At 69.1% G+C, this 22932-nt stretch carries 21 protein-coding genes and 1 tRNA gene; 10 read left to right on the top strand and 12 right to left on the bottom strand.

Annotation, left to right across the window (positions count from 1 at the left end; translation table 11 throughout):
• Nucleotides 1-7 precede the first annotated feature (7 nt).
• Both BM310_RS11520 and BM310_RS11525 read left to right on the top strand, forming a co-directional pair.
• Nucleotides 8-1471, top strand: coding sequence for a hypothetical protein (locus BM310_RS11520; protein WP_089807838.1), 1464 nt, complete (start codon nucleotides 8-10; stop codon nucleotides 1469-1471).
• 100 nt (nucleotides 1472-1571) lie between these two features.
• Nucleotides 1572-2879, top strand: a complete 1308-nt coding sequence (locus BM310_RS11525; protein ID WP_089807840.1) for a 5'-deoxyadenosine deaminase — start codon at nucleotides 1572-1574, stop codon at nucleotides 2877-2879.
• A 51-nt stretch (nucleotides 2880-2930) separates the two neighbouring features.
• Here BM310_RS11525 and BM310_RS11530 read toward each other — a convergent pair whose 3' ends face one another.
• From BM310_RS11530 to BM310_RS11545, 5 genes are all read right to left on the bottom strand, one after another.
• The gene (locus tag BM310_RS11530) at nucleotides 2931-4148 is read right to left on the bottom strand and encodes a DNA-methyltransferase (RefSeq protein WP_089807841.1); all 1218 of its coding nucleotides are present in this window, start codon (nucleotides 4146-4148) and stop codon (nucleotides 2931-2933) included.
• Between the two features lie 135 nt (nucleotides 4149-4283).
• Nucleotides 4284-4463, bottom strand: a complete 180-nt coding sequence (locus tag BM310_RS11535) for a DUF5786 family protein (protein WP_089807844.1) — start codon at nucleotides 4461-4463, stop codon at nucleotides 4284-4286.
• A gap of 161 nt (nucleotides 4464-4624) precedes the next feature.
• Nucleotides 4625-4915: a hypothetical protein gene (locus BM310_RS11540; protein WP_089807845.1), complete on the bottom strand. Its 291-nt coding sequence runs from the start codon at nucleotides 4913-4915 to the stop codon at nucleotides 4625-4627.
• Between the two features lie 1188 nt (nucleotides 4916-6103).
• Nucleotides 6104-6238, bottom strand: coding sequence for an NADPH-dependent FMN reductase family protein (locus BM310_RS21850; protein WP_281246523.1), 135 nt, complete (start codon nucleotides 6236-6238; stop codon nucleotides 6104-6106).
• Nucleotides 6239-6246: 8 nt separating this feature from the next.
• Nucleotides 6247-6513 carry a flavodoxin domain-containing protein gene (locus tag BM310_RS11545; protein WP_177232599.1) on the bottom strand — a complete coding sequence of 89 codons (267 nt, stop codon included), beginning with the start codon at nucleotides 6511-6513 and terminating at the stop codon, nucleotides 6247-6249.
• Between BM310_RS11545 and BM310_RS11550 the strand changes: the two genes are divergently transcribed.
• Nucleotides 6493-7206 (top strand): cupin domain-containing protein, encoded by a 714-nt coding sequence (locus BM310_RS11550; protein ID WP_143105153.1) that lies wholly within the window; start codon nucleotides 6493-6495, stop codon nucleotides 7204-7206. The genes BM310_RS11545 and BM310_RS11550 overlap by 21 nt on opposite strands.
• A 227-nt stretch (nucleotides 7207-7433) precedes the next feature.
• Complete coding sequence (locus BM310_RS11555; RefSeq protein ID WP_089807851.1) at nucleotides 7434-8111, top strand: DUF4386 family protein; 678 nt, start codon at nucleotides 7434-7436, stop codon at nucleotides 8109-8111.
• A gap of 229 nt (nucleotides 8112-8340) precedes the next feature.
• Here BM310_RS11555 and BM310_RS11560 read toward each other — a convergent pair.
• The 5 genes from BM310_RS11560 to BM310_RS11580 form a co-directional block, all read right to left on the bottom strand.
• A tRNA-Val gene (locus BM310_RS11560) sits at nucleotides 8341-8415 on the bottom strand.
• Between the two features lie 49 nt (nucleotides 8416-8464).
• Nucleotides 8465-8734 (bottom strand): DUF7553 family protein, encoded by a 270-nt coding sequence (locus tag BM310_RS11565; RefSeq protein WP_089807853.1) that lies wholly within the window; start codon nucleotides 8732-8734, stop codon nucleotides 8465-8467.
• A gap of 267 nt (nucleotides 8735-9001) precedes the next feature.
• Nucleotides 9002-9535, bottom strand: coding sequence for a cob(I)yrinic acid a,c-diamide adenosyltransferase (locus BM310_RS11570; RefSeq protein ID WP_089807855.1), 534 nt, complete (start codon nucleotides 9533-9535; stop codon nucleotides 9002-9004).
• A complete protein-coding gene (locus BM310_RS11575) occupies nucleotides 9532-9771 on the bottom strand; it encodes a glutaredoxin family protein (protein WP_089807857.1) in 240 nt (79 codons plus the stop codon). The genes BM310_RS11570 and BM310_RS11575 overlap by 4 nt, the downstream gene beginning before the upstream one ends.
• A gap of 148 nt (nucleotides 9772-9919) precedes the next feature.
• Nucleotides 9920-14908, bottom strand: coding sequence for a PGF-pre-PGF domain-containing protein (locus BM310_RS11580; protein WP_245778482.1), 4989 nt, complete (start codon nucleotides 14906-14908; stop codon nucleotides 9920-9922).
• Between the two features lie 66 nt (nucleotides 14909-14974).
• Between BM310_RS11580 and BM310_RS11585 the strand changes: the two genes are divergently transcribed.
• The 4 genes from BM310_RS11585 to BM310_RS11600 all read left to right on the top strand — a co-directional run bounded on the left by BM310_RS11585 (nucleotide 14975) and on the right by BM310_RS11600 (nucleotide 18600).
• On the top strand, nucleotides 14975-15430 hold the full coding sequence (locus BM310_RS11585) for an acyl-CoA thioesterase (RefSeq protein WP_089807859.1): 456 nt from the start codon (nucleotides 14975-14977) through the stop codon (nucleotides 15428-15430).
• Nucleotides 15431-15528: 98 nt separating this feature from the next.
• A complete protein-coding gene (locus BM310_RS11590; RefSeq protein WP_089807861.1) occupies nucleotides 15529-16281 on the top strand; it encodes a DICT sensory domain-containing protein in 753 nt (250 codons plus the stop codon).
• 68 nt (nucleotides 16282-16349) lie between these two features.
• Nucleotides 16350-17282, top strand: coding sequence for a D-2-hydroxyacid dehydrogenase (gene ddh / locus BM310_RS11595; protein WP_089807863.1), 933 nt, complete (start codon nucleotides 16350-16352; stop codon nucleotides 17280-17282).
• Between the two features lie 118 nt (nucleotides 17283-17400).
• Nucleotides 17401-18600: an aminotransferase-like domain-containing protein gene (locus BM310_RS11600; protein WP_089807865.1), complete on the top strand. Its 1200-nt coding sequence runs from the start codon at nucleotides 17401-17403 to the stop codon at nucleotides 18598-18600.
• Nucleotides 18601-18697: 97 nt separating this feature from the next.
• On the opposite strand, the gene BM310_RS11605 is transcribed toward BM310_RS11600, so the two are convergent.
• Entirely contained in the window at nucleotides 18698-19990 is a 1293-nt protein-coding gene (locus tag BM310_RS11605; protein ID WP_089807867.1) for a DUF389 domain-containing protein, read from the bottom strand.
• Nucleotides 19991-20097: 107 nt separating this feature from the next.
• Here BM310_RS11605 and BM310_RS11610 point away from each other — a divergent pair, with 107 nt between their 5' ends.
• Together BM310_RS11610 and BM310_RS11615 are read left to right on the top strand one after the other, a co-directional pair.
• Nucleotides 20098-20313 (top strand): hypothetical protein, encoded by a 216-nt coding sequence (locus BM310_RS11610; RefSeq protein WP_089807869.1) that lies wholly within the window; start codon nucleotides 20098-20100, stop codon nucleotides 20311-20313.
• Nucleotides 20306-21328, top strand: coding sequence for a hypothetical protein (locus tag BM310_RS11615; RefSeq protein WP_089807871.1), 1023 nt, complete (start codon nucleotides 20306-20308; stop codon nucleotides 21326-21328). The genes BM310_RS11610 and BM310_RS11615 overlap by 8 nt, the downstream gene beginning before the upstream one ends.
• 69 nt (nucleotides 21329-21397) lie before the next feature.
• On the opposite strand, the gene BM310_RS11620 is transcribed toward BM310_RS11615, so the two are convergent.
• A complete protein-coding gene (locus tag BM310_RS11620; protein WP_089807873.1) occupies nucleotides 21398-22552 on the bottom strand; it encodes a type IV pilin in 1155 nt (384 codons plus the stop codon).
• Between the last annotated feature and the right edge of the window lie 380 nt (nucleotides 22553-22932).

Below are 22932 nucleotides of genomic sequence, written 5' to 3' on the forward strand. Positions count from 1 at the left end.
CACAGCGATGAGACGCCACCGGTTCGCCGCCCGCGCCCTCTCGCTCTGTCTCGCCCTCGTCGGCGTCGCCCTCCTCGCCCGCGGCGTCGCCGCCAGCAACGCCGCCGTCGGCCTCGGCGAAGCCTCTCGCGACCCGCTCAGCGTACCGCGGTGGCTGTACGTCGCCACCGGCGGGGCGACCATCGGCGCCTCGGCGCTCCTCGCCAGTTTCGTCACCGACCGGCGCTTCGTCCTCCGCATCCACCGCTGGCGGCGGACGCTCCCCGGCCGCGAGACGGCGGCCCGCGCCGGCGTGGGGCTGGCGAACGCGCTCGGACTGGGCCTCCTCGCACTCGTCGTCTACCGCGGGTTCGTCGGCCCGGCGGTGCCCACCGTGAACCTCGCCGTCGTCGTCGTCTTCGCGGGCTTCCGCGCCGGGGTCACGATGTTCAGTTACGCCGTCGGCAACGTCTGGCCCGCGCTGAACCCCTGGCGGACCGTCGCCGCGCGCCTACCGAACGGCTTCGTGGACTACCCCGAACGGCTGGCGCGGTGGCCCGCCGTCGCCGGCGTCCTCGCCCTCGTCTGGGTGGAGACGACCACCGGCGTGACGAACCAGCCGTCGCTGCTGGCGAGCGCGATACTCGTCTACTCCGTCCTCAGCGTCGGCGGCGCCGTCGTCGTCGGCGTCGACGCGTGGTTCCGGAACGTCGACCCCGTCTCCGTCTTCTTCCGATTCTACGGCCGCGTCGCCCCCCTCTCGTGGGAGGACGGCCGACTCCGCGCCCACCTGCCGGGGATGCGACTCGTCGGCGGCGACGGCTACGAGGACGGCGCGAGTGACGGCGAGTCCGACGGGACGGGCGTCGACGAGTCGGCCCACCTCGTGACCGACGTGAGCGACGTGGCCTTCGCCATCGCGCTCGTCTGGGAGTTGACGTTCAGCGGGTTCGTCACGACGGTGCAGGGCGGGAGCGTCGTCCGCGCCCTCGTCGGCGTCGGTCTGCCGCCCCTCGTCGTCTACGCCGGCCTCTACCTCCTCGGCTTCGCGGCGTTCTTCGGCGCGTACGTCCTCGCCGCACGCGTCGCCGCGGCGCGACTGCAGACGTACCGCGGGGCGAGCGAACTCGCGGTCCGCTTCGCACCCCCGCTCCTCGCCATCGCGGCGGGCTACCACCTCGCGCACTACTTCGCGTTCTTCCTGTCGCTGTCGCCGTCGCTGGTCGCGGTCCTCGCCGCACCGCTGTCGACGCCCGCGAACCCGGTGGTCCTCACGCTCCCGGCGTGGGTGAGCGCGCTCAACATCGTCTTCGTCCTCGGCGGCCACCTGGTCGCCATCTGGGTGGCGCACTCGACGGCCTACCGCCTGTTCCCGAGTCGCCTGCAGGCCATCCGGAGCCAGTACCCGTTCGTGCTCGTGATGATGGTGTACACCGCGGCGAGTCTGTGGCTCGTCTCCCTGCCGACGGCGACGCCGCCGTTCCTCTCCTGAACTCCGTTCCCCTCCTGACGCCCGAGCGTCGCCGCCCGCGCGGACGGCGCCCCCGTTCCGCAACCGCTTTTACCGCGGACGCTCTCGAAGGTGAGGGAACATGCTCCTCGCTGGAACCGTCATCGCCGACTCCGCGACCGTCCTCGAAGACGGCGCCGTCGTCGTCGAGGGCGACCGCATCCGCGCCGTCGGCGACCGGGAGACGGTGGCCGACGCCCACCCCGACCACGAAGTCCGGGAGTTCGACCTGCTGATTCCGGGCCTCGTCGGCGGCCACGTCCACTCCGTCCAGAGCCTCGGGCGCGGTATCGCCGACGACGCCTCGCTGCTCGATTGGCTGTTCGACCACGTCCTCCCGATGGAGGCGTCGCTGGACGCCGCGGGGATGCGGACGGCCGCGGAGTTGGGCTACCTCGAACTGCTGGAGAGCGGCACCACCACCGTCGTCGACCATCTCTCGGTCTCCCACGCCGCCGAGGCGTTCGAGGCGGCGGGCGAACTCGGCATCCGCGGCCGACTCGGGAAGGTGCTGATGGACCGGCGCGCGCCCGACGGCCTCAGAGAGGACACCGGCGAGGCCCTCGCGGAGACCGAACGCCTGCTGCAGACGTACCACGGGAGCCACGACGGCCGGATTCGCTACGCGGTGACGCCGCGGTTCGCCGTCAGTTGCACCGAGGAGTGCCTCCGCGGCGCGCGCGAGCTAGCCGACCGGTACGACGACGTGACCATCCACACCCACGCCAGCGAGAACCACGACGAAGTCGCCACCGTCGAGGAGGACACCGGGATGCGCAACATCGAGTGGTTGCACGAAGTCGGCCTGACGGGGGAAGACGTCGTCCTCGCGCACTGCGTCCACACGACGGACAGAGAGCGCGAACTGCTCGCGGAGACGGGGACGAACGTCACGTACTGCCCCTCCTCGAACATGAAACTCGCCTCCGGCATCGCCCCCGTCGTCGACTACCTGGACCGCGGCGTCACCGTCGCCCTCGGCAACGACGGCCCGCCGTGCAACAACACGCTCGACCCGTTCACCGAGATGCGACAGGCGAGCCTCCTCCAGAAGGTCGACCACCTCGACCCGCAGGCGACGCCGGCGCAGGTCGTCTTCGAGATGGCGACGGTGAACGGCGCGCGGGCGGCCGGGTTCGAGGAGGTGGGCGCACTCCGGGAGGGGTGGAAGGCCGACGTGGTCGCCCTCGACACGGACGTGACGCGAGCGACGCCCCTCCACGACCCCCTCTCGCACCTCGTCTTCGCGGCCCACGGCGACGACGTGACGTTCACGATGGTCGACGGCGACGTCGTCTACGACGAGGCGTTCGGCGGCCTCCAGACGGGCGACGCCGACGAGATTCGCCGCCGCGCCCGCGAGGTGGAGTTCGACGGCAAACCGGCCTGAGCGTCCCGCTCCGGTCGCCGGACCGAACCCCCGGCCGGACCGGCGGACCGACTACACCGTCTCGTGCGTGGCGACCCACTCGTCGCCCTCGCGTCGGACCTCCGAGACGACGCGGAACAGGAGTTCCCGTTCCTGCTTCGTCACGACCGGGAAGTCGTAGTGTTCGGCGTCGTACCCGAGGGAGTCGCCCGACGCGCGGCGGTCCTCGACGAACGCGCGGTGGGCGTCCAGTCGCGCCTCGACCACCTCGCGCGAGAGCGTCGGCGCGCCCGCCGCGCGGGCGTCGAACGCCTCCACGAAGGCGTCTTCGAGTTCGTAGCCGACGGAGTCGCGCCCGGCGACCATCGCGGCCAGCGACGTGGTTCCGGTACCGAAGAAGGGGTCCAACACCGTGTCGCCGTACACCGAGTACATGTTCACCAGCCGGTACGGAATCTCGAACGGGAACGCCGCCGTCCGGTCGCGGAGTTCGTCCCGCCGGTCGGCGTCGATGGTCCCGACGACGGCGTCGTCGTTCCCGGTGCCGTTCGCGGCGTCGTCCGTGGTTTCGCCGCCCGTGGTGTCGTCCGTGACGCCGCCGTCCGGTGCGTCGGTGACGCGCGCGGCCCCGTCCTCGACCGGTTCCGCCGGCACACCGGACGACGCGCGCGTTTCCGCGTCGACGGCTTGCGCGGTGCCGGTCACCTCGGTCCACACGTCGGTGAACCACGCGTTTCGCTCCTCCCAGAAGTACGCCGACTCGTAGCGGCGCGCCTCGCCGGGCGCGAACGACCGCGAGTCGGTGCCGTTGCGGAACACCAGCACGTACTCGTGTTCGAGCGTCACGTAGGCGTTCGGCGGTATCATCCCGCTTCCCATGAACTTCGCGGCGCTGTTGGTCGGTTTGCGCCAGAGCACGTCCGGGAGGGGTTCGAAGCCGAGTTCGCAGAAGGCGTCGGTCACGCGGGCGTGGTTCGGGTAGACTCGGAAACTGTCACCGACGGAGCGCGTGGCGTCCCCGACGTTGATGCAGGCGATGCCGCCCGGCACGAGGACGCGTTCGACTTCGGCCCACACCTCGTCGAGGACGCCGTGCATCGCCTCGAACGCCGCGTCGCCGTCGCCGTCGCGGAGGGCGGGTTCGACGCCCGCCGCGAGGTCCGAGAACAGGTCGTCCCACATCTCCACCATCGGGTACGGGGGCGAGGTGACGACGAGTTCGACGGCGTCGTCGGCCACGGTGCTCATCTGCCGTGCGTCGCCGACGACGACGCGGTGTCGAGACTCCACGCTCTCGCGGTACGTTTCGAAATCTGATATATGCTTCCCCTCCACACGGGGGTCGGCGGCGGCCTCGCTACCGGCGGTCGGCCGCCGTCTCCGGTCCCCGGCCGGAGGGAGCGCCGAACAGAACCGCGAGTCGGGCTACTCCTCGTCCTTCATCTCGCCGAGTCGGTCGATGAGGGCGTCCGTCGAGACGTCGCTCTCGACGGTGACCGTCCCCTCGTGTTCGTGTTCGTGGGCGGCGACGCCCTCGGACTCGTCCTCGTCGTCGTTCGATTGCTGCCGTTCCTGCTCGGATTCGTCGTAGCTTCCGAAGCCCATAGCTCCGATTCCGGGGTCGCACGGAAGAATCGCACGATGTGGCCGGGCGGCCGTTCGGCGACCCGCCGCGACCCCCCGACGCCCGCGCGGCGGCCGTTCCGTGGACTCGTCGCGGTCGACCCCCCGCCTCGCGGTCGGTCTGGCGAACCGACCCGTCGTCGCTACGCGTCGTCCGCGCCCACCGTCAGGTCCTCCTCCTCGGCCGCGAACGGACTGTCTTCCACCGGTTCCCGTCTCGCCTCGTACCGAACGACCAGGTCGGCGAACCGCGACTCGGTGATGGGGAGCAGGCGGCGTTCGCCCACCGCGTCGACGTACGTGTCGACCGTCAGTTGGCCGTACTCGTTCCGCGCGACGAGGTCCACGCGGTTACCCGTGTGGACGGCGACGCAGAACTCCGCGGACCGGTCGACGATCGCTTGCGCCTCCTCGGAAGTCAACGACTCACTCACGGGCCGCCTCCGTGTGTCCCCGCGCGGCGGCGGGCAGTCGTCGTCTCGTCGAGGTTGGTATCACGAGCGATAGATTCTCCTTCCGTCTCATAACTGTTCGGTCCGATTCTACCGTTCGATAACGAGGGCCGTGGGTGGCGTGCCGGTTACAGAGGCGCCTTCGCGGTCCGAACCGCGTCTAGAGGCACCGCGACCGCCCGGCGAAGAAGTGACTCGCAGCTCTGATACTCGGCGGCGGTCGACGCGGGTCCGTCTGCCGACCCTCCGTCGTTCGTCGGGAGACGCCGTCGTCGACGCCGAAACGGACCCCTACGGTTTCGACCAACCGACGACGCCTCCAGAACGACCCGACTGACGCGACGGGCGTAAGCCTCCCGGCCGTCGGGAACGTGACCGTGACCCGCAGTCCGCGCACCGTCGCGCCCGACGGACGACCGGGAGAACGCAAAATCGCGGGTGAGGAATCGACGAATTACGCTGCCAGTTCCGTCCGAGAGCCGACTACCGCGAGGGTGGCAACAGCGTGTCGTTCTCCGCTCTGGTCGTCGGTCGATACTGACCGGTCGGCGAATCCGCACTCGTCGACGCTCGGCGTTCGGAGAGAGTCGTGACGGTGACCCCCACGACTGCGACTACCGCGGCCACGATCACTCCGTAGTTCGTGTCGTGCATGATCTACCCGGGGCCCACCCAGGCGTTTCAACTCACTGACCGGTCGGTATAAACTATTTACTCTATACCGAGAGTAAGTCGGGGCTTTAGGTCGGCGGGCGCGTCGAAGCCGCCGGTAATCGAGCGGCTAACCGAGACGCGACTTCCCAGCGACGAATAAATAGGTTTTTCAGAACGAACTCGATACGTACTGGTACCCTGCATTCCCCCTTCCCATCCCCTTTCGCAGGGTGTGTCTGAGTCGTCGAGGGGTCTCACGACTCGGGCGCTCGCCGGTCGTACGGCCTGGTGGGGACCGGCCGTGCACCGGCTGCCTACCTCGAGTTCTTTCCGACTACCGTTGGGTGACCGCTCACGGTCACGTGCGATGCCAGCCCGATCGGTTGGTGGTACGTCATTTGTCCCTCCCGAGAGCTGTCGCGCTTCGATTCGCCTCCCCGTTCAGTTGTTCTCGACCGAAGTGGCCGTCTAGTGCCAGTCCGTGAAGGCCGATCGGTCTCTGCTGTCGGTCGGTCCTCAGTCTGCTTCGACCGCCTCGCTCAGTCGTTCCTCGACGAACACGGCGAACTCACCGGCGAACGACACGACCGATTCCCAGTCGGTGAGTTCGGCGTCCCCCAAGTCGTCCGTCTCGAATTCCTGATTCCTCACGATGAATTTCAGCAGCGCTCCTCGAGAAACCCGTACTCTGAGAAGCGTAGCGCGCCGCTGAAGAGGGCGATTCTGTCGGGTCGCCAGTTCGTGGCGTCGACGAACTCGTCTACATATCCCGCCGCCTCCGCGAGTCCCGCGTCGTTCTTCGCCCCGGACGCACCGGAGACTTGGAAGAACCCGTTCGGCTTTCTCTCCAGTACGTCGCGATTCGTTTCGACCCACCTCCTAACCGGCTTCTGTTGTCTCCCACAGTGGACCGACGCGCCGACCAAGACGGCCCCGAACCCGGCGAACTCGACGGGGCGAGGGCACAGAGAGAAGGCAACGTCCTGCCAGCGGACAGAACGTACGGAGTAGTTAGTACCGCTGGAGCACTACTGGATCGGATGGACCGACTTTCGGACGAGTATCAGTCGACGGTATCAGATGATTCTACGGACAACGATTTAGTTAGGTACCCGAACACTATCGAGGACCCGTCGACGGGGGCACGTATCACGTTCCTCGAACGGGGTACCGACGAACAGGGGGTGTACCTGCTGATGGACGGTGCTCTCCCGCCGGGAACAGACAGCGGGCCCGCCCGTCTTCACCCGCGGGCGGAGACACGCTCGGAGGTCACGGCGGGCCGGGCCGACGTGACCGTTCGCGGTGAATCCCACACACTGCTCCCCGGCGAGTCGCTGACTATCGCACCCGGAGAGGCCCACAGCATCCGAAACGGCGGCACCGACACGCTCGTCGTTCGGACGACGCTCCGCCCGCCCGGCGAGTTCGAAGCCGCGATTCGAGCGCTCTACGAGGCCGGTGCGGGGGGACGCCCGGGCCTGTTTGCGGTGGCGGCGGTGCTCTCTCACCACCGAGCGGACGTGCGTCTCGCAGGGATCCCGTGGTGGCTCCAGCGCCCCCTCCTGAGTGCGCTCGCTGGGATTGCAACAGTACTCGGTCGAAACCCGCTCACGTAGTCCGCTGCCCAGTCGCGCCCCAGTCTACTGTGACTGTCCCCTTGCCGAGCGTCGAAGACGACGACGAACGCGTTCTGCACCGCTCGCACGGGAACGACGATAGTCCGACTGACGGATGGGAGCGGAGTCGACACGGTTATCTTCTCAGACAGCTATTGTAATATAAGTGATATAAAGTGGCATCGTCTACCAACCAAGCAGTCGAGAGTATTGAGCGGCCGGCCGGTGTGAGTCGGTGGAACTACCTGCGGGTCGGTGGTCTGGCAGCGCTAACCGAGGCGGCGATCTACGTGGCCGGCATCGCGTACTTCCTCGTCGTCCTTGACTTTGCGAACGTTACCGCGCCGCTCCAGCAGATCGAACTGTTCGTGGCGAACCAGACGAGTCTGTACGCGATGTACCTACTCATCTACGTGGTCTTCGGCGTCGTTCTGGTAGCGCTCGTCTTGTCACTCCACGCGCGCCTCAAGACCGACGCACCGATGCTGATGGGGGCGACGACCGCGTTCGGGCTGATTTGGGCCGGGCTCGTCATCGCCAGTGGGATGGTCGCCAACATCGCCACGGGCGTCGTCGTAGATCTGTACGGCACGGACCCGACCCAAGCAACGACGGTCTGGCTAGCGGTCAGTCCGGTTATCGACGGGTTAGGCGGTGGAAACGAAATCGTCGGCGGCATCTGGACACTCCTCGTGAGCGTGGCCGCGCTCCGGACGCGGGCACTGCACCGGGTGCTGAACTACTTCGGTCTCGTGGTCGGCACGGCGGGCATCCTCTCGGCCATCCCGGCACTCGGCGAGGTCGGTGGTGGCATCTTCGGTCTCACGCAGATCGTCTGGTTCGTCGGCCTCGGCGTCCTCCTGCTACGCGCCAGTCGGCGTGAGACGGCACCCGGACCACGCTGATTCGTAGGCACGGGCGATTCCGAGATCAACTCTATTGAATCTGACATAACGGGGGTGAGGCGGGGGAACCGCTCGGGACGTAATCGCGATAAGGGAGTGGGTTGGGGCGGATTCGAACCGCGAGGACGTCGCTTCGCTCGTCCTCTGGGCTCGAATCCCCGGCCACCACACACCCTCGCACGAGTGCGAGAGACACAGCGGTCTCTCGCGGTGGAGTGCTCGGTAGAAGTGGGTTGGGGCGGATTCGAACCGCCGGCCTGCTCCGTGTGAAGGAGCCGTCATAACCTGGCTAGACCACCAACCCAGGCAAAAATCACTTTCCGCGGGTGAGACTTAAGCGTTCTTCTTCGGTCTCACTCGCTCGCGCCGCCGCGGTAGCGCTGGATGCGCCCCTGGGCCTTCCGAATCGCCTTCTTCCCGCCGCGTCCGGCGCGACGCGGGACGGTCCGAAGTTCGGACTCGATGCGCTCGCGGCCGGTCGGTTCCGGTTCCGCTTCGCGTTCGCGTCCGAGCGCCTTTCGAACGCGTCGTTCGACCGGTTCGGCCTCCTCTCGCAGTCCGACCGCGAGGTGTTCTCCCGCCCGTCGGAGGTAGTACCACGCGTCTTCGAAGTGTCTGTTCATATCTGTCCCTACACGAGCAACGAATAAAAGGATTGTGCGACCCCGTCACGCACCCGTTTTAGCCGAGCCTAAAACCGAAGCGTTTTAGTATTTGTTAGGCGTGCCTAAAACTGGTGCGACGCCGGTCGTGACGGCGTCCATCGAGCGTCTATCCCTCGTGGCCGACCGTGGGCATCACACACAGTCGGTCCACACAATTCTCGTTCCGAACCCTCGAGAAGCGTCTCGCCGGTCGTCCGTCCGCCGAATCCACAGACGGCAGTGGGGTCAGTACGTCGGCGACTCCTCGGGGACGCCGTCGCGTTTGTTCACCAGTCGCGCGAACACGAACAGGGCGTCCGAGAGGCGGTTGAGGTACCGAATCGCCTGCTCGTTCACCGGTTGGTCGGCCGCGAGTGCGACGGCGCGGCGTTCGGCGCGGCGCGACACCGCCCGCGCGTGGTGGAGTTTCGCCCCCGCGTCCCCGCCACCGGGGAGGACGAACGACGTGAGCGGGTCGAGTTCCTCCTCGGCCTCGTCGATGAACGACTCCAGTTCCGCGACGTGTTCGCCCGTGACGACCGGGTCGTCGCCGTCGGGGTCCGGGTTCGCGAAGTCCGCCTGCACGACGTGGAGGTGGTTCTGGATGCGTTCGAGTTTCTCGTCCACGTCGTCGTACCCGGTCGGTCGGACGCTCCCCACGAGGGCGTTCGCCTCGTCGACAGTCCCGTACGCTTCGATGCGGGGACTCGTCTTCGACACCCGCGACATGTCCTGCAGGTCGGTCATCCCCTCGTCGCCGCGCCCGGTGTATATCTTCATGCGAGGGTCCGCTCGACGTACCGGACGATGTTCTCCGACTCGCCCATCGTCACGCCGCGGTCCTCGTCCACGAGGACCGGGACGGCGCGCTGACCGCTCACGCGCTTGACTTCGTCCCGCTGGGAGTGGAGCGCCTCGACCCACTCGGTCTCGTACTCGACGCCCGCGTCCGCCAGCGCGTCGTGGACCGTCTCGCAGTACGGACAGCCGTCCAGAGCGTACAGCGTGATGCTCATGGACTCCCTTCGGACTCCGCGCGCAAAGAGATTTGGCCGGCGGCAGTCGGCGTGGGCGGCAGTCGGCGGCCGCCGGGCGGACGCCCGCGGGCGGTGAGTCGCTGGCGGCCGCCGCCGGCCGCGGACCGGTCGACCCGCCTCCCGGCCGCTACGACCGCCGGCGCGCGAGCATCCCGACGACGAGGAGGCTCACGACGGCCGCGACGGGGTCGAACCCGGGGACGCCGGTTCCCGTCTCGGTCCGAGTCGCGGTGGCCGTCGGCGTCGCGGTTGGCGTCGCAGTCCGGGTCGCCGTGGCAGTCGGCGTCGGCGTCGGTTCCACCACCTCGACGGTGCCCGCCGTCACGTTGTCGACGCGGAGTTCGTACGTCCCGCGCGCGTCGAACTGGACCGCGAACGCCTCCGTCGCCCGGTCTCCCGCGCCGAGCGTCACCCGCCGCGTCTCCACCGTCACGTTCCCCCGACGGAGGGTGACGTACCCCGTCGCCGCCCGGGTGCCGTCGTTGGCCACCTCGGCGGACACCGTGGCCGTCTCGTCGGTCCGGAGGCGCGCCCGGTCGACGCTCGCGCCCGTCACCGCGACGCGGCCGCCCGACGCGGGGGCGACGGCGAACGTCGAGAGTCCGGGCGTGTCCGCGTTGTAGACGTACCGGTCGCCGCGTTCGTCCACGAGGATGGCGTTCAGTTCCGTCCACGCGCCGTCGTGGTAGCGGTAGAGGGCCACCTCGTCCGGCGAGACGTTCCGCTCGCGGAGTCGGCTCTCGCTCACCGTGAACCGGAACACCGCGTAGTCGATGTCGTGGTCCGAGACGGTGTGGGAGACGTCGAGGTAGCCGACCGTCCGGTCGTTCGGCGGCGTCACGTTCGCCGTCGTCGCCTTCGTCGTCGCGTTCGCCGCCGTGGCTTCGTCGCCCGCGGCGCTCTCGTTCGGCGCGTCGCGGACGGTCACGCCCACCGAGTACGTCCCGTTACGCGCGGCGAGCGAGAGGGTGTCGAGGCCGACGTTCGTCGACTCGCTCGTCGCGTTCACCGGGAGGTCCACCAGCGACGAGGGCCGCGCCGAGTCCACGCTGACCGAGACGCGTCCCCCGTCGGCCGCTTCGACGGAGACGTTCGCCGTCGGTTCGGAGTCGTTCGTCTCCGCCGCCGGTTCGGGGTCGGGGTCCGGTGCGGGGACGACGACGACGCGACGCCCGCCACCGCCGCCGCCGTCGTCGCTCTCACCGGTCGCGTTCACGGAGACGGTCGCCGCCTGCCCGGACGCGCCGTCGTTCCCGTTCGCGTCCGCGAGTCGGTCGAGCGTCACCGTCACGGTGCCGTTCGCGCCGACCGTCCGCGACGTCTCGTACGTCGTCCCCGTCACCGAGAAGTCCGTCTCGTCCAGCGTCGCGTTCGCGGCACCGGTCAGCGAGACGTTCACGTCGGTCAGCGTCTCCGAGGCGTCGAAGGAGACGTCCAGCGACGAGTCGGACCCGACCGTCACGGAGAAGTTCGAGACGGTCGGCGGCGTGTCCAGCGTCAGCGTCCCCGTCTGGACGGTTCGCTCGTTCGCGACGGCGTCCGTCGCCGTGACCGGCACCGACCGGTCGCCGTCGTCGGCCGCCGCGTCGAAGTCCACCGTCAGCGTGGCCGTGTACGTGCCGTCGGAGTCGCCGTCCGCCAGCGAGACGGCCGTTCCCGCGCCGAACGCGCTCCCGTCGACGCTGACGGAATCCACGCCCGCGGGGTCGCTCACCGTCGCCGCCACGTCTATCTGGTCGCCCGGCGCGACGACGCCGTCGCCGTCGGTGGCGTCGGTGAACGTCACGCCCGAGACGGACGGCCCGGCCGTGTCCAGCGTCAGCGACCCCGTCGTCGCACTGCCGGTCGTCCCCCGGTCGTCGGCCGCCTCCACCGTCGCCGCGACGCCGCCGTCCGACCCCGCGTTCGACGCGTCCACCTCGGCCGTCGCGTTCCAGACGCCGCCGCCGCGGTCGGTCAGCGTCACCGTGCCCGCGCCGACGGCCGAGAGGTCCGCCGTCACCGCGGCCACGCCGTTGGCGTCCGTCGCCGTCGCCTCGACGGTGACGTTCTCGCCGTCCGTGAGGACGCCGTCGCCCGTCGCGTCGGTCAGCGTCGCCCCCGAGACGGCCGGCCCGGTCGTATCCAGCGTCAGCGACGACGACGTGTCGCTGCCGACGTTGTCTGCGTCGTCCGTCGCGTCGACGGTGACCGCGTAGTCGCCGTCCGCGCCCGCGTTCGATTCGTCCACCGTCACCGTCTTCGACCAGTCGCCGCCGTCGTCGGCGAGGGCGACGGTCCCCGCGCCGAACGCCGAGAGGTCCGCCGTCACCGCGGTCACGCCGGCCGTCGCGTCCGTCGCGGTCACGGACACCGTCACGGCCTCCCCGTCGGCGACGACGCCGTCGCCGTCAGCGTCGTCGGTGACGGCGAGGTTCGAGAGCGACGGGTTCGCCGTGTCGAGCGTCAGCGCTCCCGTCGCCGTCGTGTTCGTCTGGCCCGCCTCGTCGGCGACGGTGACGGACCCGCCGTGCGCGCCGTCGGCGTCGGCGTTCGCCGCGTCCACGGTCACCGTCGCGTCCCACGTGCCGTCGGCGTCGACGTCCGCGAGGGCGACGCTGCCCGCGCCGAACGCCGAGAGGTCGGCGTCCACGCTCCGAACGTCGCTGCCGGTGCCGTCGGGGGAGACGGCGACGGTGAGCGAGTCCCCGTCGGCGAGGAAGCCGTCGCCGTCGTCGTCGGTGACGGCGAGGCCCGCGGCGGTCGGCGCGACGGTGTCCAGCGTGAGCGTGCCGACCGTCGTCTCGGCCGCCTTCCCCTGACTGTCCGTCGCCCGCACGTCGACGGCGTGGACGCCGTCGGCGACGCCCGCCGCGTCGACGGCGAACGTCCCGTCGTACGCGTCCGTCCCGCCGACCCGCGAGAGGTCGACGGCCGACCCGCCGCCGAGTGCCGTCGCGTTCGCGGTGACCGAGTCGACCGTCGTCGCGTCGGTCACGGTGAGTTCGACGGTCACCGTCTCCCCGTCGGCGACGACGCCGTCGCCGTCCGCGCCGGTGAGACTCCCGCCGGAGAGCGTCGGCGGGTTCACGTCCTGCGTCAACTCGTTGGTCGTCGCCGCGTTCGCGTTCCCGAGGTCGTCGGTCGTCTCGACGGTGAGGCTGTAGTTGCCGTCGCCGGCGGCGGTGGTGCCGTTCACCTCGAACGACGCCGTGTACGTGTCGCCGCCGTCGAGCGTGAGCGTCTCCGTGCCGACGCCGAACGCGGAGGCGTCCGCCGTCACCGAGGCGACGCCCGTCGCGTCCGTCACCGTCGCGGAGACGACGACGGTGTCGCCGTCCCGGACGACGCTCACGCCGCCGCTTCCGTTCCGGAGCGTCGGCGAGGAGACGGCTGGTCCGCTGGTGTCGACGGCGAGCGTCCCCGTGTCCGCCGACACCTCGTTCCCCTCGTCGTCGGTCGCCGTCAGGGACGCCAGTCGGTCGCCCTCCGTCGGCGACGCGCCGACGGTGGTCGTCGCGTTCCACGTCGTCCCGTCGGTCGTCGAGAGCGAGACGCTGCCGGCGTCGAACGCCGAGAGGTCGGCCGTCACCGACTGCACGGCCGTCGTCGCGTCCGTCACGTCGGCCTCGACGGTTATCGAGTCGCCGTCGGTCACGTCGCCGTCGCCGTCGCCGTCCGTCAGCGAGACGGGGCCGAGGCTCGGGGCCGTCGTGTCCACGACCACCGTCTCGGACTCGCCGCCCGCGCCGTTCTTGTCGGTCGAGTCGTTCGCCGTCGTGAGCGCGAACGTGTACGTGCCGTCCGTCGGCGCGTCGTACGTCCCGGCGTACGAGTACGGGCCGCTCCCGGACTCGGTGAAGTTCGCCTCCGTCACCGACGCCGACTGCGCGCCCGAGACGCTCACGACGATGTCGCCGAGCGATTCGTCGCTGTCGAAGGAGAGTCCGACGGACCGCCCCGAGGAGTTGTCGGCGTCGAACGCCGTCACGTTCGGGTCGGTGTTGAGCGTCAGCGTCCCCACGCCCGTCTGGTTCTCGTTCGCCGCGCCGTCGCGCGCGGTGACGGTGACGGGGTAGTCGCCGTCCGTCGTCCCGCCCTCGGCGACGGTGACCGTGGCGTCGTAGACGCTCGACCCGGACGCGTTCGTCAGCGGTTCCGAACCGCCCGCCCCGAACGCCGAGAGGTCGGCCGTCACCGACTGCACGGCCGTCGTCGCGTCCGTCACGTCCACCTCGACCGTGACCTGTTCGCCGGCGTCGACGGTGCCGTCGCCGCCGGCGTCGAGCGTCGTCGTCGCGTACACCGGGGCCGTCGTGTCGAGGCGGAGCGTCGGCGTGGCCGTGACGTTGGTGTTGCTCTGGTTGTCCGACGCGGCGACGGTGACGCTCTGCGGGCCGTCGGCCGGGACGGTGGCGTCGACATCGAACGTCCCCGTGTACGTGTCGCCGCCGCCGGGCGAGAGCGACACGTTGGGGCCGACGCCGAACGCCGAGGCGTCGACTTCGACGCCGTCCACCTGCGTCGTCGCGTCGGTCACGTCCGCGCTGACGCGGACGGTGTCGCCCGACGCCACGATGCCGTCGCCGTCGGTGTCGTCGCTCACCTGCACGTTCGTCACGGACGGTTCGGTGACGTCGACGAACGCGTCGTCCTGGAGTGACTCGCCCACGAGTTCGGCGCGGTACCGCCCCTCGTCCTGCGTCGTGTACGTGTACTGGTAGCGGTAGCCGCCCGAGATGCTCGTCTCCGTGAATGCGCTCCGGTCGAGGACGGTTTCCGAGGAGTCGCCCCGGTAGACGACGACGTCGAAGGAACTCAACTGGTCCGTCGACTCGAACGAGACGTTCAGGTCTTGCCCCGTCGGGTTCGTGACCGAGAAGTTCGACTGCGTGCCGGTTGCCGCCGCCGCGAGACCCGGTCCCGCCGCCCCCGCGACCGCCGAAACTACGAGTGCGGCGGCGACGAACGACGCCGATGCGCGCCGCGTCACGGCCTCCCCCACCCCTGCGACGACCGCCGACCCGCCCTGCTCGCGTTCATACCGGGTCCAGACGACGCCCCACCTAAGTGATTCCTCTCCTAGTATCAGAATTGATTCTCGAAGCGCGGTTCGAACGCCGTTCGAGACTGTCACGAACGACTCGCACGGACGCGGCCGGACGACAGAAGCGTTAATTCCGGGGTCCGAGTACGCCCGAGCATGATAGACATCGAGGAGACGTACATCGAGAACCGCACCCTCGTCAACCCGAACGACACGAACAACTACGACATGGCCCACGGGGGCAACGTGATGAAGTGGATGGACGAGGTGGGCGCGATGTCGGCGATGCGGTTCGCCGGGCAGACGTGCGTCACCGCCCGGATGGAGAGCGTGAACTTCCACCAGCCGATTCCGCGCGGCGACGCCGCCCTCATCGAGTCGTACGTCTACGCCGCCGGCCGGACCAGCGTGAAGGTCCGTCTCCGCGTCTTCCGCGAGGACCCCCTCACGGGTGACACGGAACTCACCACCGAGTCGTACTTCGTCTACGTCGCCGTGGACGAGGACGGCGACCCGACGCCGGTGCCCGAACTGGAGACGAACACCGAGTACGGCCGGGAACTCCTCGAGGCCGCCGTCGAGGGCGAGAAGCAGACCAACGACCACGATTGAACCGCTCGGGCCCGCGACGGTGCGAATATCAATAGCTGTATTCGGAAGGCAGACTTATTTTACCAGCATCCTACCAGTCTGAAAGAGGGAAATACTGCGTGACCGACACACTCGAAACTCTCGTCGGGAGGGTTGAAGCGACGACTCAGACGTTCTCGATTGTAAACTACGACGGACCGCCCGAGAAACGAGCCCGCATCGCCTCCTACTTCGAACCGCAGAGCGTCGAGGTGCGGGAGGGCGTCACCGACGCGTCGCTCCCGCGGAACTTCGCCGTCCTCCACGACGGCGAGGAGTTCGTCGCCGCCGCGAGCGTCGAGGACGTCCACCGACACGTCGCCGGGGAGGGCATGTTCGAGGACGACTTCGGGGCCGTCGAGCGTCCCGCGATTCTCGAACACGTCGACGACCGGACGTTCACGAGTTACGACATCGGACAGATGCTGCTCGCGTCCCACGAAATCGAGCGCTACGCCCACCGCGTGGGCGAGGGCGAACTCTACGCCGGGTTCCAGCGCCTCTCGACGCTCGAATCGCAGACGCACATCTACGAGAAACTCCGCGACGCGGACGTGGAAGTCCACGTCTACGGCGCGGGCGACACCGACGCTCCCGCGGGACTGGTCGAACACACCTCCGACGCCGATGAGATTCTGGAGTCGTGGTTCGTCGTCTTCGACTCGGACCGCTCGCCGGTCGACGCGCGCGCACTCGTCGCCGTCGAGACGGGCGACCGGGAGTTCACGGGGTTTTGGACCTACGAGAACGACACCGTCGACGACGTACTCGCCCGCCTCCGCGACCGGTATCCGGCGACGCGCGAGACGGAGACGCTTCGGGCCGACGACTAGGCGCGCGGCCGGTGCGGCGGATTGCCACCTCACCAATCGCTTTTGCCTCCGAGGAGCGACCGGTCGGTATGACGATACGACTCGGTATCCACCCCTCGGTAGAGCGGTTGTTCCCGCCGTCGGTACTCCGGTCGTCGCTCGAAGCGGCCGACGCGACGGTCACGGACGCGGACGAGACGCTGACTTCGGACGCCGCCCTCGACGGTCTGGTCACCTTCGACTACGACCCCTCGTTCCTCGACGCCGGCGTCGACTGGATTCACGTGATTCGGGCCGGCTACGACGAGTTCCCCCTCGACGCCCTCCGCGAACGGGGTATCTCGCTGAGCAACAGCACCGGCCTGCACGGCGACTCCGTCGGCGAGATGGTCGTCGGCTACATGCTCGGGTTCGCCCGCGGCCTCCACCGCTACCGACTGGACCAACCCGACCGGGCGTGGAACCCGCCCGCGTGGGACGAGACGTTCACGCTCGCCGGCGAGTCCGTCTGCGTCGTCGGCCTCGGAACGCTCGGCCGGGGCGTCGCCCGCCGCGCGGACGCCCTGGGCATGTCCGTCGCCGGCGTCCGCCGCACGCCGACGCCCGTCGAACACGTCGACCGGCGCTACGGCCCCGAGGACCTGCGCGAAGCCGTCGCCGACGCCCGGTTCGTCGTCCTCGCCGTCCCCCTCACCGACCGGACCGAGGGGCTGTTCGGGGCGGCCGAACTGGCGGCGATGCGCGAGGACGCCTACCTCGTCAACGTCGCTCGCGGCCCCGTCGCCGACCAGTCGGCACTCGTGGACGCCCTCCAGTCGGGGTCTATCGCCGGCGCGGCACTCGACGTGTTCGAGACGGAACCGCTCCCCGAGGAGTCGCCGCTCTGGGGGATGGAGAACGTCGTCGTCACGCCGCACGCGGCGGCCGCGACGGACGAGTACCCGAGCCGTATCGCCGCGCTGGTCCGCGAGAACTGCCGCCGCCTCGCCGCCGGCGAGTCGGTGGCCAACCGCGTCGTCTGAGTCGCGGGACGCTCGGCGGCCGCCTCGCCGCCCCCGGACGGCGAGCCCGAGAGAATCCGGAAAGACGCACGCCCACCGGTGGATGCAAGAGGTGCGGCGGTGACACGATATCCGATAGATGCTCGAACATTTGTTCACCGAGACGGTGCAGAAGACGATGGGCGAGGAGGGATACGGCGCGTGGCGGTCGATTTCGGCACCCGACGCCGTGTCGCTGAGCTTCGGGTTCCCGTACCCCGACTCGTTCCCGAACGAGGAACTGCTGACGGCCGCCCGGGACCTGTTCGCGGAGGAGGGCGACGTCGCCCTCCAGTACACCGGCGGCGAGAACGCCCAGTCGCTCGCGGGCATCGTCGCCGAACAGGCTGCGCGGCGCGGCGTCGACTGCGACCCCGAACAGGTCGTGCTGACGAACGGCGCGACGCACGCCATCGACGTGGTCTGCCGGACGTTCCTCGAACCGGACGACGGCGTCTTCGTGGAGGCGCCGACGTTCATGGGGGCGCTCCGGTTGTTCGAGGGGTACGGCGCGGACGTGACCGGTCTCCCGATGGACGCCGACGGATTGGACGTGTCGGCGATGGCCGACGAACTCGCCGCCCGGCGCGACGAGGGGCGGCCGCTCCCGAAACTGTGCTACACGATTCCGACGTTCCACAACCCGAGGGGCGTGACGCTCCCCCTCGACCGGCGGGAGCGACTCCTCGAACTCGCCGCGGAGTACGACTTCGTCGTCCTCGAAGACGACGCCTACGGCGAACTCCGGTACGACGGCGACCCCCTGCCGCCGCTCAAGGCGCTCGACGAGACGGGCCGCGTCGTCCGCGTCGGGACGTACTCGAAGACCATCGCGCCCGGCGTCCGCACCGGGTGGGTCGTCGCCGACGGCGACGTCGCAGAACAGATAGACCGGATGAACGCCGGCGGAACCAACCGGTTCACGCAGGGCGTCGTCGCCCGCTACTGCCGCGACGGCCACTACGACCGGACCGTCGCGGCGGTCCGCGAGGCGTACGAACGGCGGCGCGACGTGATGCTCGACCGACTGGAGTCCTACATGCCGCCGGAGGCCGAGTGGAGCGACCCCGACGGCGGCTTCTTCGTCTGGGTGACGCTCCCGGAGGGCGTCGACACGTCGGCGATGCTCACCCGCGCGGGCGAGGAGGGCGTCGTCTACCTCCCCGGCGAACACTTCTACGCCGACGGCCGCGGGGAGCGAAGCCTGCGGCTCTCGTTCAGTCACGCGTCTCCCGAGGAGATAGACGACGGAATCGCGGCGCTGGCGCGCGCCGCGGAAGCGGCCATCGAATCGCGGTGAGTCGCCGGCCACGACGCGACGAACAACCGGTCAGGACGCGACGAACAGCCGGTCAGGACGCGACGAACAGCCGGTCAGGACGCCGTGAGACCGCAGTTCAGGGCGCCGTCGCGTTCGACGTTCGCGACTCCGTGAACGCCACCGTCGTCTCCACGTTCCGACCGGTCGCCCCCTCTATCTGCCGCTCTAACCGCCCCGCGAGGTCCGGATACTCGCGGTTCGATGGCCGACTCACGCCGACGGTGACCGTCGAGGGCGTCTCGCCGACGACGGGGCCGCGATACTCCACCTGCACGGTCGACAGCGAGAGGTTCGCGTACCCCGGGTCGTCGAGCGTCGCCTGCACCTCCTGGTTGACCGACTGCGTGAACAGGACGTTCGCACCCGTCAGGTAGCCGGTGGCGACGACGGTGACGAAGAGGACGGCGAGCGTCACGTACACAGCCGTCTTCCGGCTCTCGGAGATGGAGTCGCGGAACGAACTGTCGCCCTCGCGCCAGTCGGGGTCGTAGCCCATCGCCAACAGCGTGAGGAACGCCCCCCCGTTGATGGCGACGAGGTTGACGAGGAGCAACAGGAGTGCGCCGACGACGAGGAGGGGGAGTCCCCACGCGACGGCGAGGCCGGCCGTCGCCGCGGACGGAATCAGCGCCGCGGCGATCATGACGCCGATGAGCGCCGTCGACTGCTCGGTCGTGTACCCGAACGCGCCGACGACGCCGGCGATGACGGCGCCCACCGTCGAGAGGAACGACGGCGCGAGGCGGACGCCGACGAGTTCGACCTGCAGGAGCGAGAGCAACGGCGGCACGAACCCCGTCCAGCGGACGAACCAGCCGAACATCGCCGCGCCGACGACGGCGACGCCCAGTCCCAGCACCTGCTCTTTGAGACTGCCGACGAACAGGCTCCAGTCGCTCAACAGTGCGCCGGCGGGAGCGGCGAGGGCGGAACTCGCCTGCGGCGCGATTATCATCGCCCCGATTATCAGCGCCGGCTGGTCGAGGAGGAGGCCGGCGGCCGCCGCGAGGACGCTCAGGACCGTCCCGAGGTAGTATATCTGGAACGGCCACTGAAGCTCGCTTATCTTGGCGTGCAGTTCCTCCTTCGAGAGCTTGCCGACGGCGTTCGCGTAGCGCTCTCGGAGTTCGTCGTAGCCCGCCGTCTCGACCGCCTCGGCCTTCGTCACGACGGTGTAGGACTCCTCGTCGATACCCGCCTCGCGCAGGGCTTCGAGGATGGGCGCGACGGCGGCCGTCGGGAGGGCGAAGAAGAAGAGCGTCGAGCCGTCGTCCTGCGACGCCGTGACGAACTCGACGTCGTGTTCTCGGAGCGCCGACTCGACGTCGTCACATCGACCCGCCGGGGCCTCGACGTGAAGTTCTCGCATCCGTCCCGTGCCTCACCGGGTGCGGTGCTGTATCTTGTGGCCGCTCGCCGAATTTCCGAGCGTAGACGGCCCAAACACGCTTACACCCGGCGCGAACAACGAGGCCTGTGACCGCAGACGACGGCACCGAGTGGGAGTATCGAGCGGTGCGGCCGCCGCGCGAGGAGACAAAGAAAGAGGTGACCGACCCGACGGCCGAACTCAACGAACTCGGCCGCGACGGCTGGGAACTCGCCGACACCCTCGACTACGTCGGCGGCGGCACGAAGTACATCCTCCTGAAGCGACCCCGAACCGACGAGACGGCGAGCCGAGATGAGTGACGACTCCGGAGAGGACATCGGCACCGAGAACACGATGCGCCGACGGGCCGACGAGAGCCGTCTCAAGATACGGCTGTTGCTGCGCACGAACCGCGCCGTCGTGACCGCGGCGTTCGCGGCGTTCATCTTCGTCGTCTTCATGCTGTACAGCGTCCTCCTCTCGCCGTCGTTGATGGCCGAATCGCAGACCGGCGACACCGTCGAGACCATCTTCTCGACGATGATAAGCGTCCTCGTCACCGGGACGACGCTCGTCGTCACCATCAACCAACTCGTCCTCTCGCAGGAGAACGGCCCGCTGGGCGACCAGCGCCAGCGGATGAGCGACGCGCTGGACTTCCGGACGTACACGCAGGACCTCCTCGGCGCCGTCGTCCCCGCCGACCCCTCGACGTTCCTCAAGGAACTGGTCAGAGAGACCGAACGTCGGTCGGAGGTCCTCGACAGAATCGTCGCCGGGAACGACGACGAACTGGAGGCGCAGGTGACGGAGTTCGTCGACAGCATCCACGGCAACGCACAGGAGGTCGAAGACGAACTGTCGGGCGCGTCGTTCGGGACGTTCGAGGTGCTCCTCGCGGCGTTGAACTTCAACTACTCGTGGAAGATATACCAGCTCGACCGGATGACTTCGGAGTTCGACGACGTGCTCACCGACGACCAGCGACGGGCGATGGACGACCTGAACACGGCGCTGGCGATGTTCGGCCCCGCCCGCGAGCACATCAAGACGCTGTACTTCCAGTGGGCGCTCGTGGACCTCTCGCAGTACATCCTCTACGTCGCCGTCCCCGCACTCGCCGTCGCGGGCGGGATGCTCGGGTTCGTCGGCAGCGAGACGTTCGGCGGCGCGATGTTCCTCGGCGTGCCCGTGCTGACGTGGGTCGTCGGCGCGGCGTTCACCGTCACGCTCCTCCCGTTCCTGCTCTTCACGTCGTACATCCTCCGCATCGCCACCGTCGCCAAGCGGACGCTCGCCATCGGACCGCTCATCCTGCGCGAGTCGCAGCGGTGAGGCGGTTCGGCTCCGGCGGCGGCGTACCGTCGGGCCCGCCCCGTTCGCGCGTCGCCGCGACCCGTTCGGCTACGGACTCGCCGAGCGCGTCTCCGCGGGACAGACGATGACCTCCCCGCCCCCGCTCACCTCGTGGACCTGCGGCGCGGCCGTCCGCTGGATGAAGAAGGAGACCAGGACGACGGCGTCCTGGTAGTCCGCCGTCTCGTGGGTGGGGCCCTGTCGGTTGAAGTCGAACAGGTAGATGGCCTGATTGTCGTCCAGCGAAATCGTCCCGTTCTCGACGAACGACTCCGCGTAGGTGGCGACGTCCTGTTGGCCCGAGTCGGCGTCGAAGTTCGGCACCGAGTCGCCGTCCCGAAGCACGACCAGATACTCGTCGTTCTCGTCGGCGCTCGTCGTCCGCCACTCGTGCTCGGTGACGTCGACGTAGTAGGTGCTGCCGTACTGCTCGAAGCTGTAGTCGTAGTCGTCCGACGGGCCGACGTACCGAGCGTCCTCGACCGTCCCGCCCCGCGCCTCGACCGAGATGGACGTGCCCGCGGACTGCCGCGAGACGCCGTACGCCCCGATGGTCGTGTTCGAGTCCCCGACCATCTCCCACGCCTTCACCTCGCTCCCGTTCACGCCGACGGAGGTGTTCACCGGCGCGTCGTAGCGCGTGCTCGACCAGCCCGTCCCGAGGAACTTCACGTTCGCGGTGAAGTCGGCGGTGGTCTCGACGGTGTCGCCGCGGATGACGAACTGGCCGCGTTCGACGGAGACGCGGCGCTCCGAGAGGGTGTACGAGGAGTCCTCGCGCTCGTAGGTGAGGGTCACCTCGGCGGTGTCCGTCCCGGCGCGACAGACGGCGGACTCGTCGAGTTCGAGGTCGAGTCGCTCGCCGGCGGACCACTCGCCGTCCGCGAGGGAGGCCGCACTCGTGCTGTCGAGGTCGATAGTCCGTGTCGTCCCGCCGGCACCGAGTCTCACGGAGAGCGGACCGGCCGGCACGGCCTGTCCGCCCCGGTGGACGAACTCCAGGGTGTGTTCGGTGTCGTTGCCCTGGAGGTCGACCTCGATGGTCTCGTCGGCGACGAAGACGGGGGCGGGGTCCTTCAACTGCGTCTGAAAGCCCAGCAGCATCCCGCCGGTGAGCACGCCGAGGGCGACCACGATGACGACCATCAGGGCGACGCCGACCACGGGCGAGAGCGCTCGCTCGTCTCTCCCACGACTGTCCATCTATCTGATACTCTCTGTACGGTGAAATATAGTTTTGCTCGGGCGTGCGGCGCGTCCGGAGAGAGTCGTTCGCTCGGCGACGCCCATTCCGTATCGCGACATGGGATATATCGACACGTGTGCCGGAGCGAGCACCCGCCCGTCGCTCGGTTCCCTCGGAACGCTACGCCGACCGCTCCCGACTCCCTCGGCGGCCGAACGGTCGGCGCTTCGCGGTCGGGTCCGACGCTCGTCGCGCGCCGACGCGACGAGTTCGACCACCGCCGTGCTCGCCGGTCCGTCGGTGACGACTCGGGAACGGGTTCCGGGGGCATCCACACCTCCCGTCCCGGGTCGAGCGGTACGTTCCCGACCGGGCGGAACCAGTATCTTCAACTGCG

The sequence above is a fragment of the Halogeometricum rufum genome (assembly GCF_900112175.1).
GTDB lineage: Archaea > Halobacteriota > Halobacteria > Halobacteriales > Haloferacaceae > Halogeometricum > Halogeometricum rufum.

Bases quoted from the DNA above. Each gene is read 5' to 3' on its own strand.
- BM310_RS11600 (WP_089807865.1), top strand. From the start codon at position 17,401: ATGCTCGAACATTTGTTCACCGAGACGGTGCAGAAGACGATGGGCGAG.
- BM310_RS11525 (WP_089807840.1), top strand. From the start codon at position 1,572: ATGCTCCTCGCTGGAACCGTCATCGCCGACTCCGCGACCGTCCTCGAA.
- BM310_RS11575 (WP_089807857.1), bottom strand. From the start codon at position 9,771: ATGAGCATCACGCTGTACGCTCTGGACGGCTGTCCGTACTGCGAGACG.
- ddh (WP_089807863.1), top strand. From the start codon at position 16,350: ATGACGATACGACTCGGTATCCACCCCTCGGTAGAGCGGTTGTTCCCG.
- BM310_RS11520 (WP_089807838.1), top strand. From the start codon at position 8: ATGAGACGCCACCGGTTCGCCGCCCGCGCCCTCTCGCTCTGTCTCGCC.
- BM310_RS11615 (WP_089807871.1), top strand. From the start codon at position 20,306: ATGAGTGACGACTCCGGAGAGGACATCGGCACCGAGAACACGATGCGC.
- BM310_RS11565 (WP_089807853.1), bottom strand. From the start codon at position 8,734: ATGAACAGACACTTCGAAGACGCGTGGTACTACCTCCGACGGGCGGGA.
- BM310_RS11535 (WP_089807844.1), bottom strand. From the start codon at position 4,463: ATGGGCTTCGGAAGCTACGACGAATCCGAGCAGGAACGGCAGCAATCG.
- BM310_RS11570 (WP_089807855.1), bottom strand. From the start codon at position 9,535: ATGAAGATATACACCGGGCGCGGCGACGAGGGGATGACCGACCTGCAG.
- BM310_RS11620 (WP_089807873.1), bottom strand. From the start codon at position 22,552: ATGGACAGTCGTGGGAGAGACGAGCGAGCGCTCTCGCCCGTGGTCGGC.
- BM310_RS11585 (WP_089807859.1), top strand. From the start codon at position 14,975: ATGATAGACATCGAGGAGACGTACATCGAGAACCGCACCCTCGTCAAC.
- BM310_RS11605 (WP_089807867.1), bottom strand. From the start codon at position 19,990: ATGCGAGAACTTCACGTCGAGGCCCCGGCGGGTCGATGTGACGACGTC.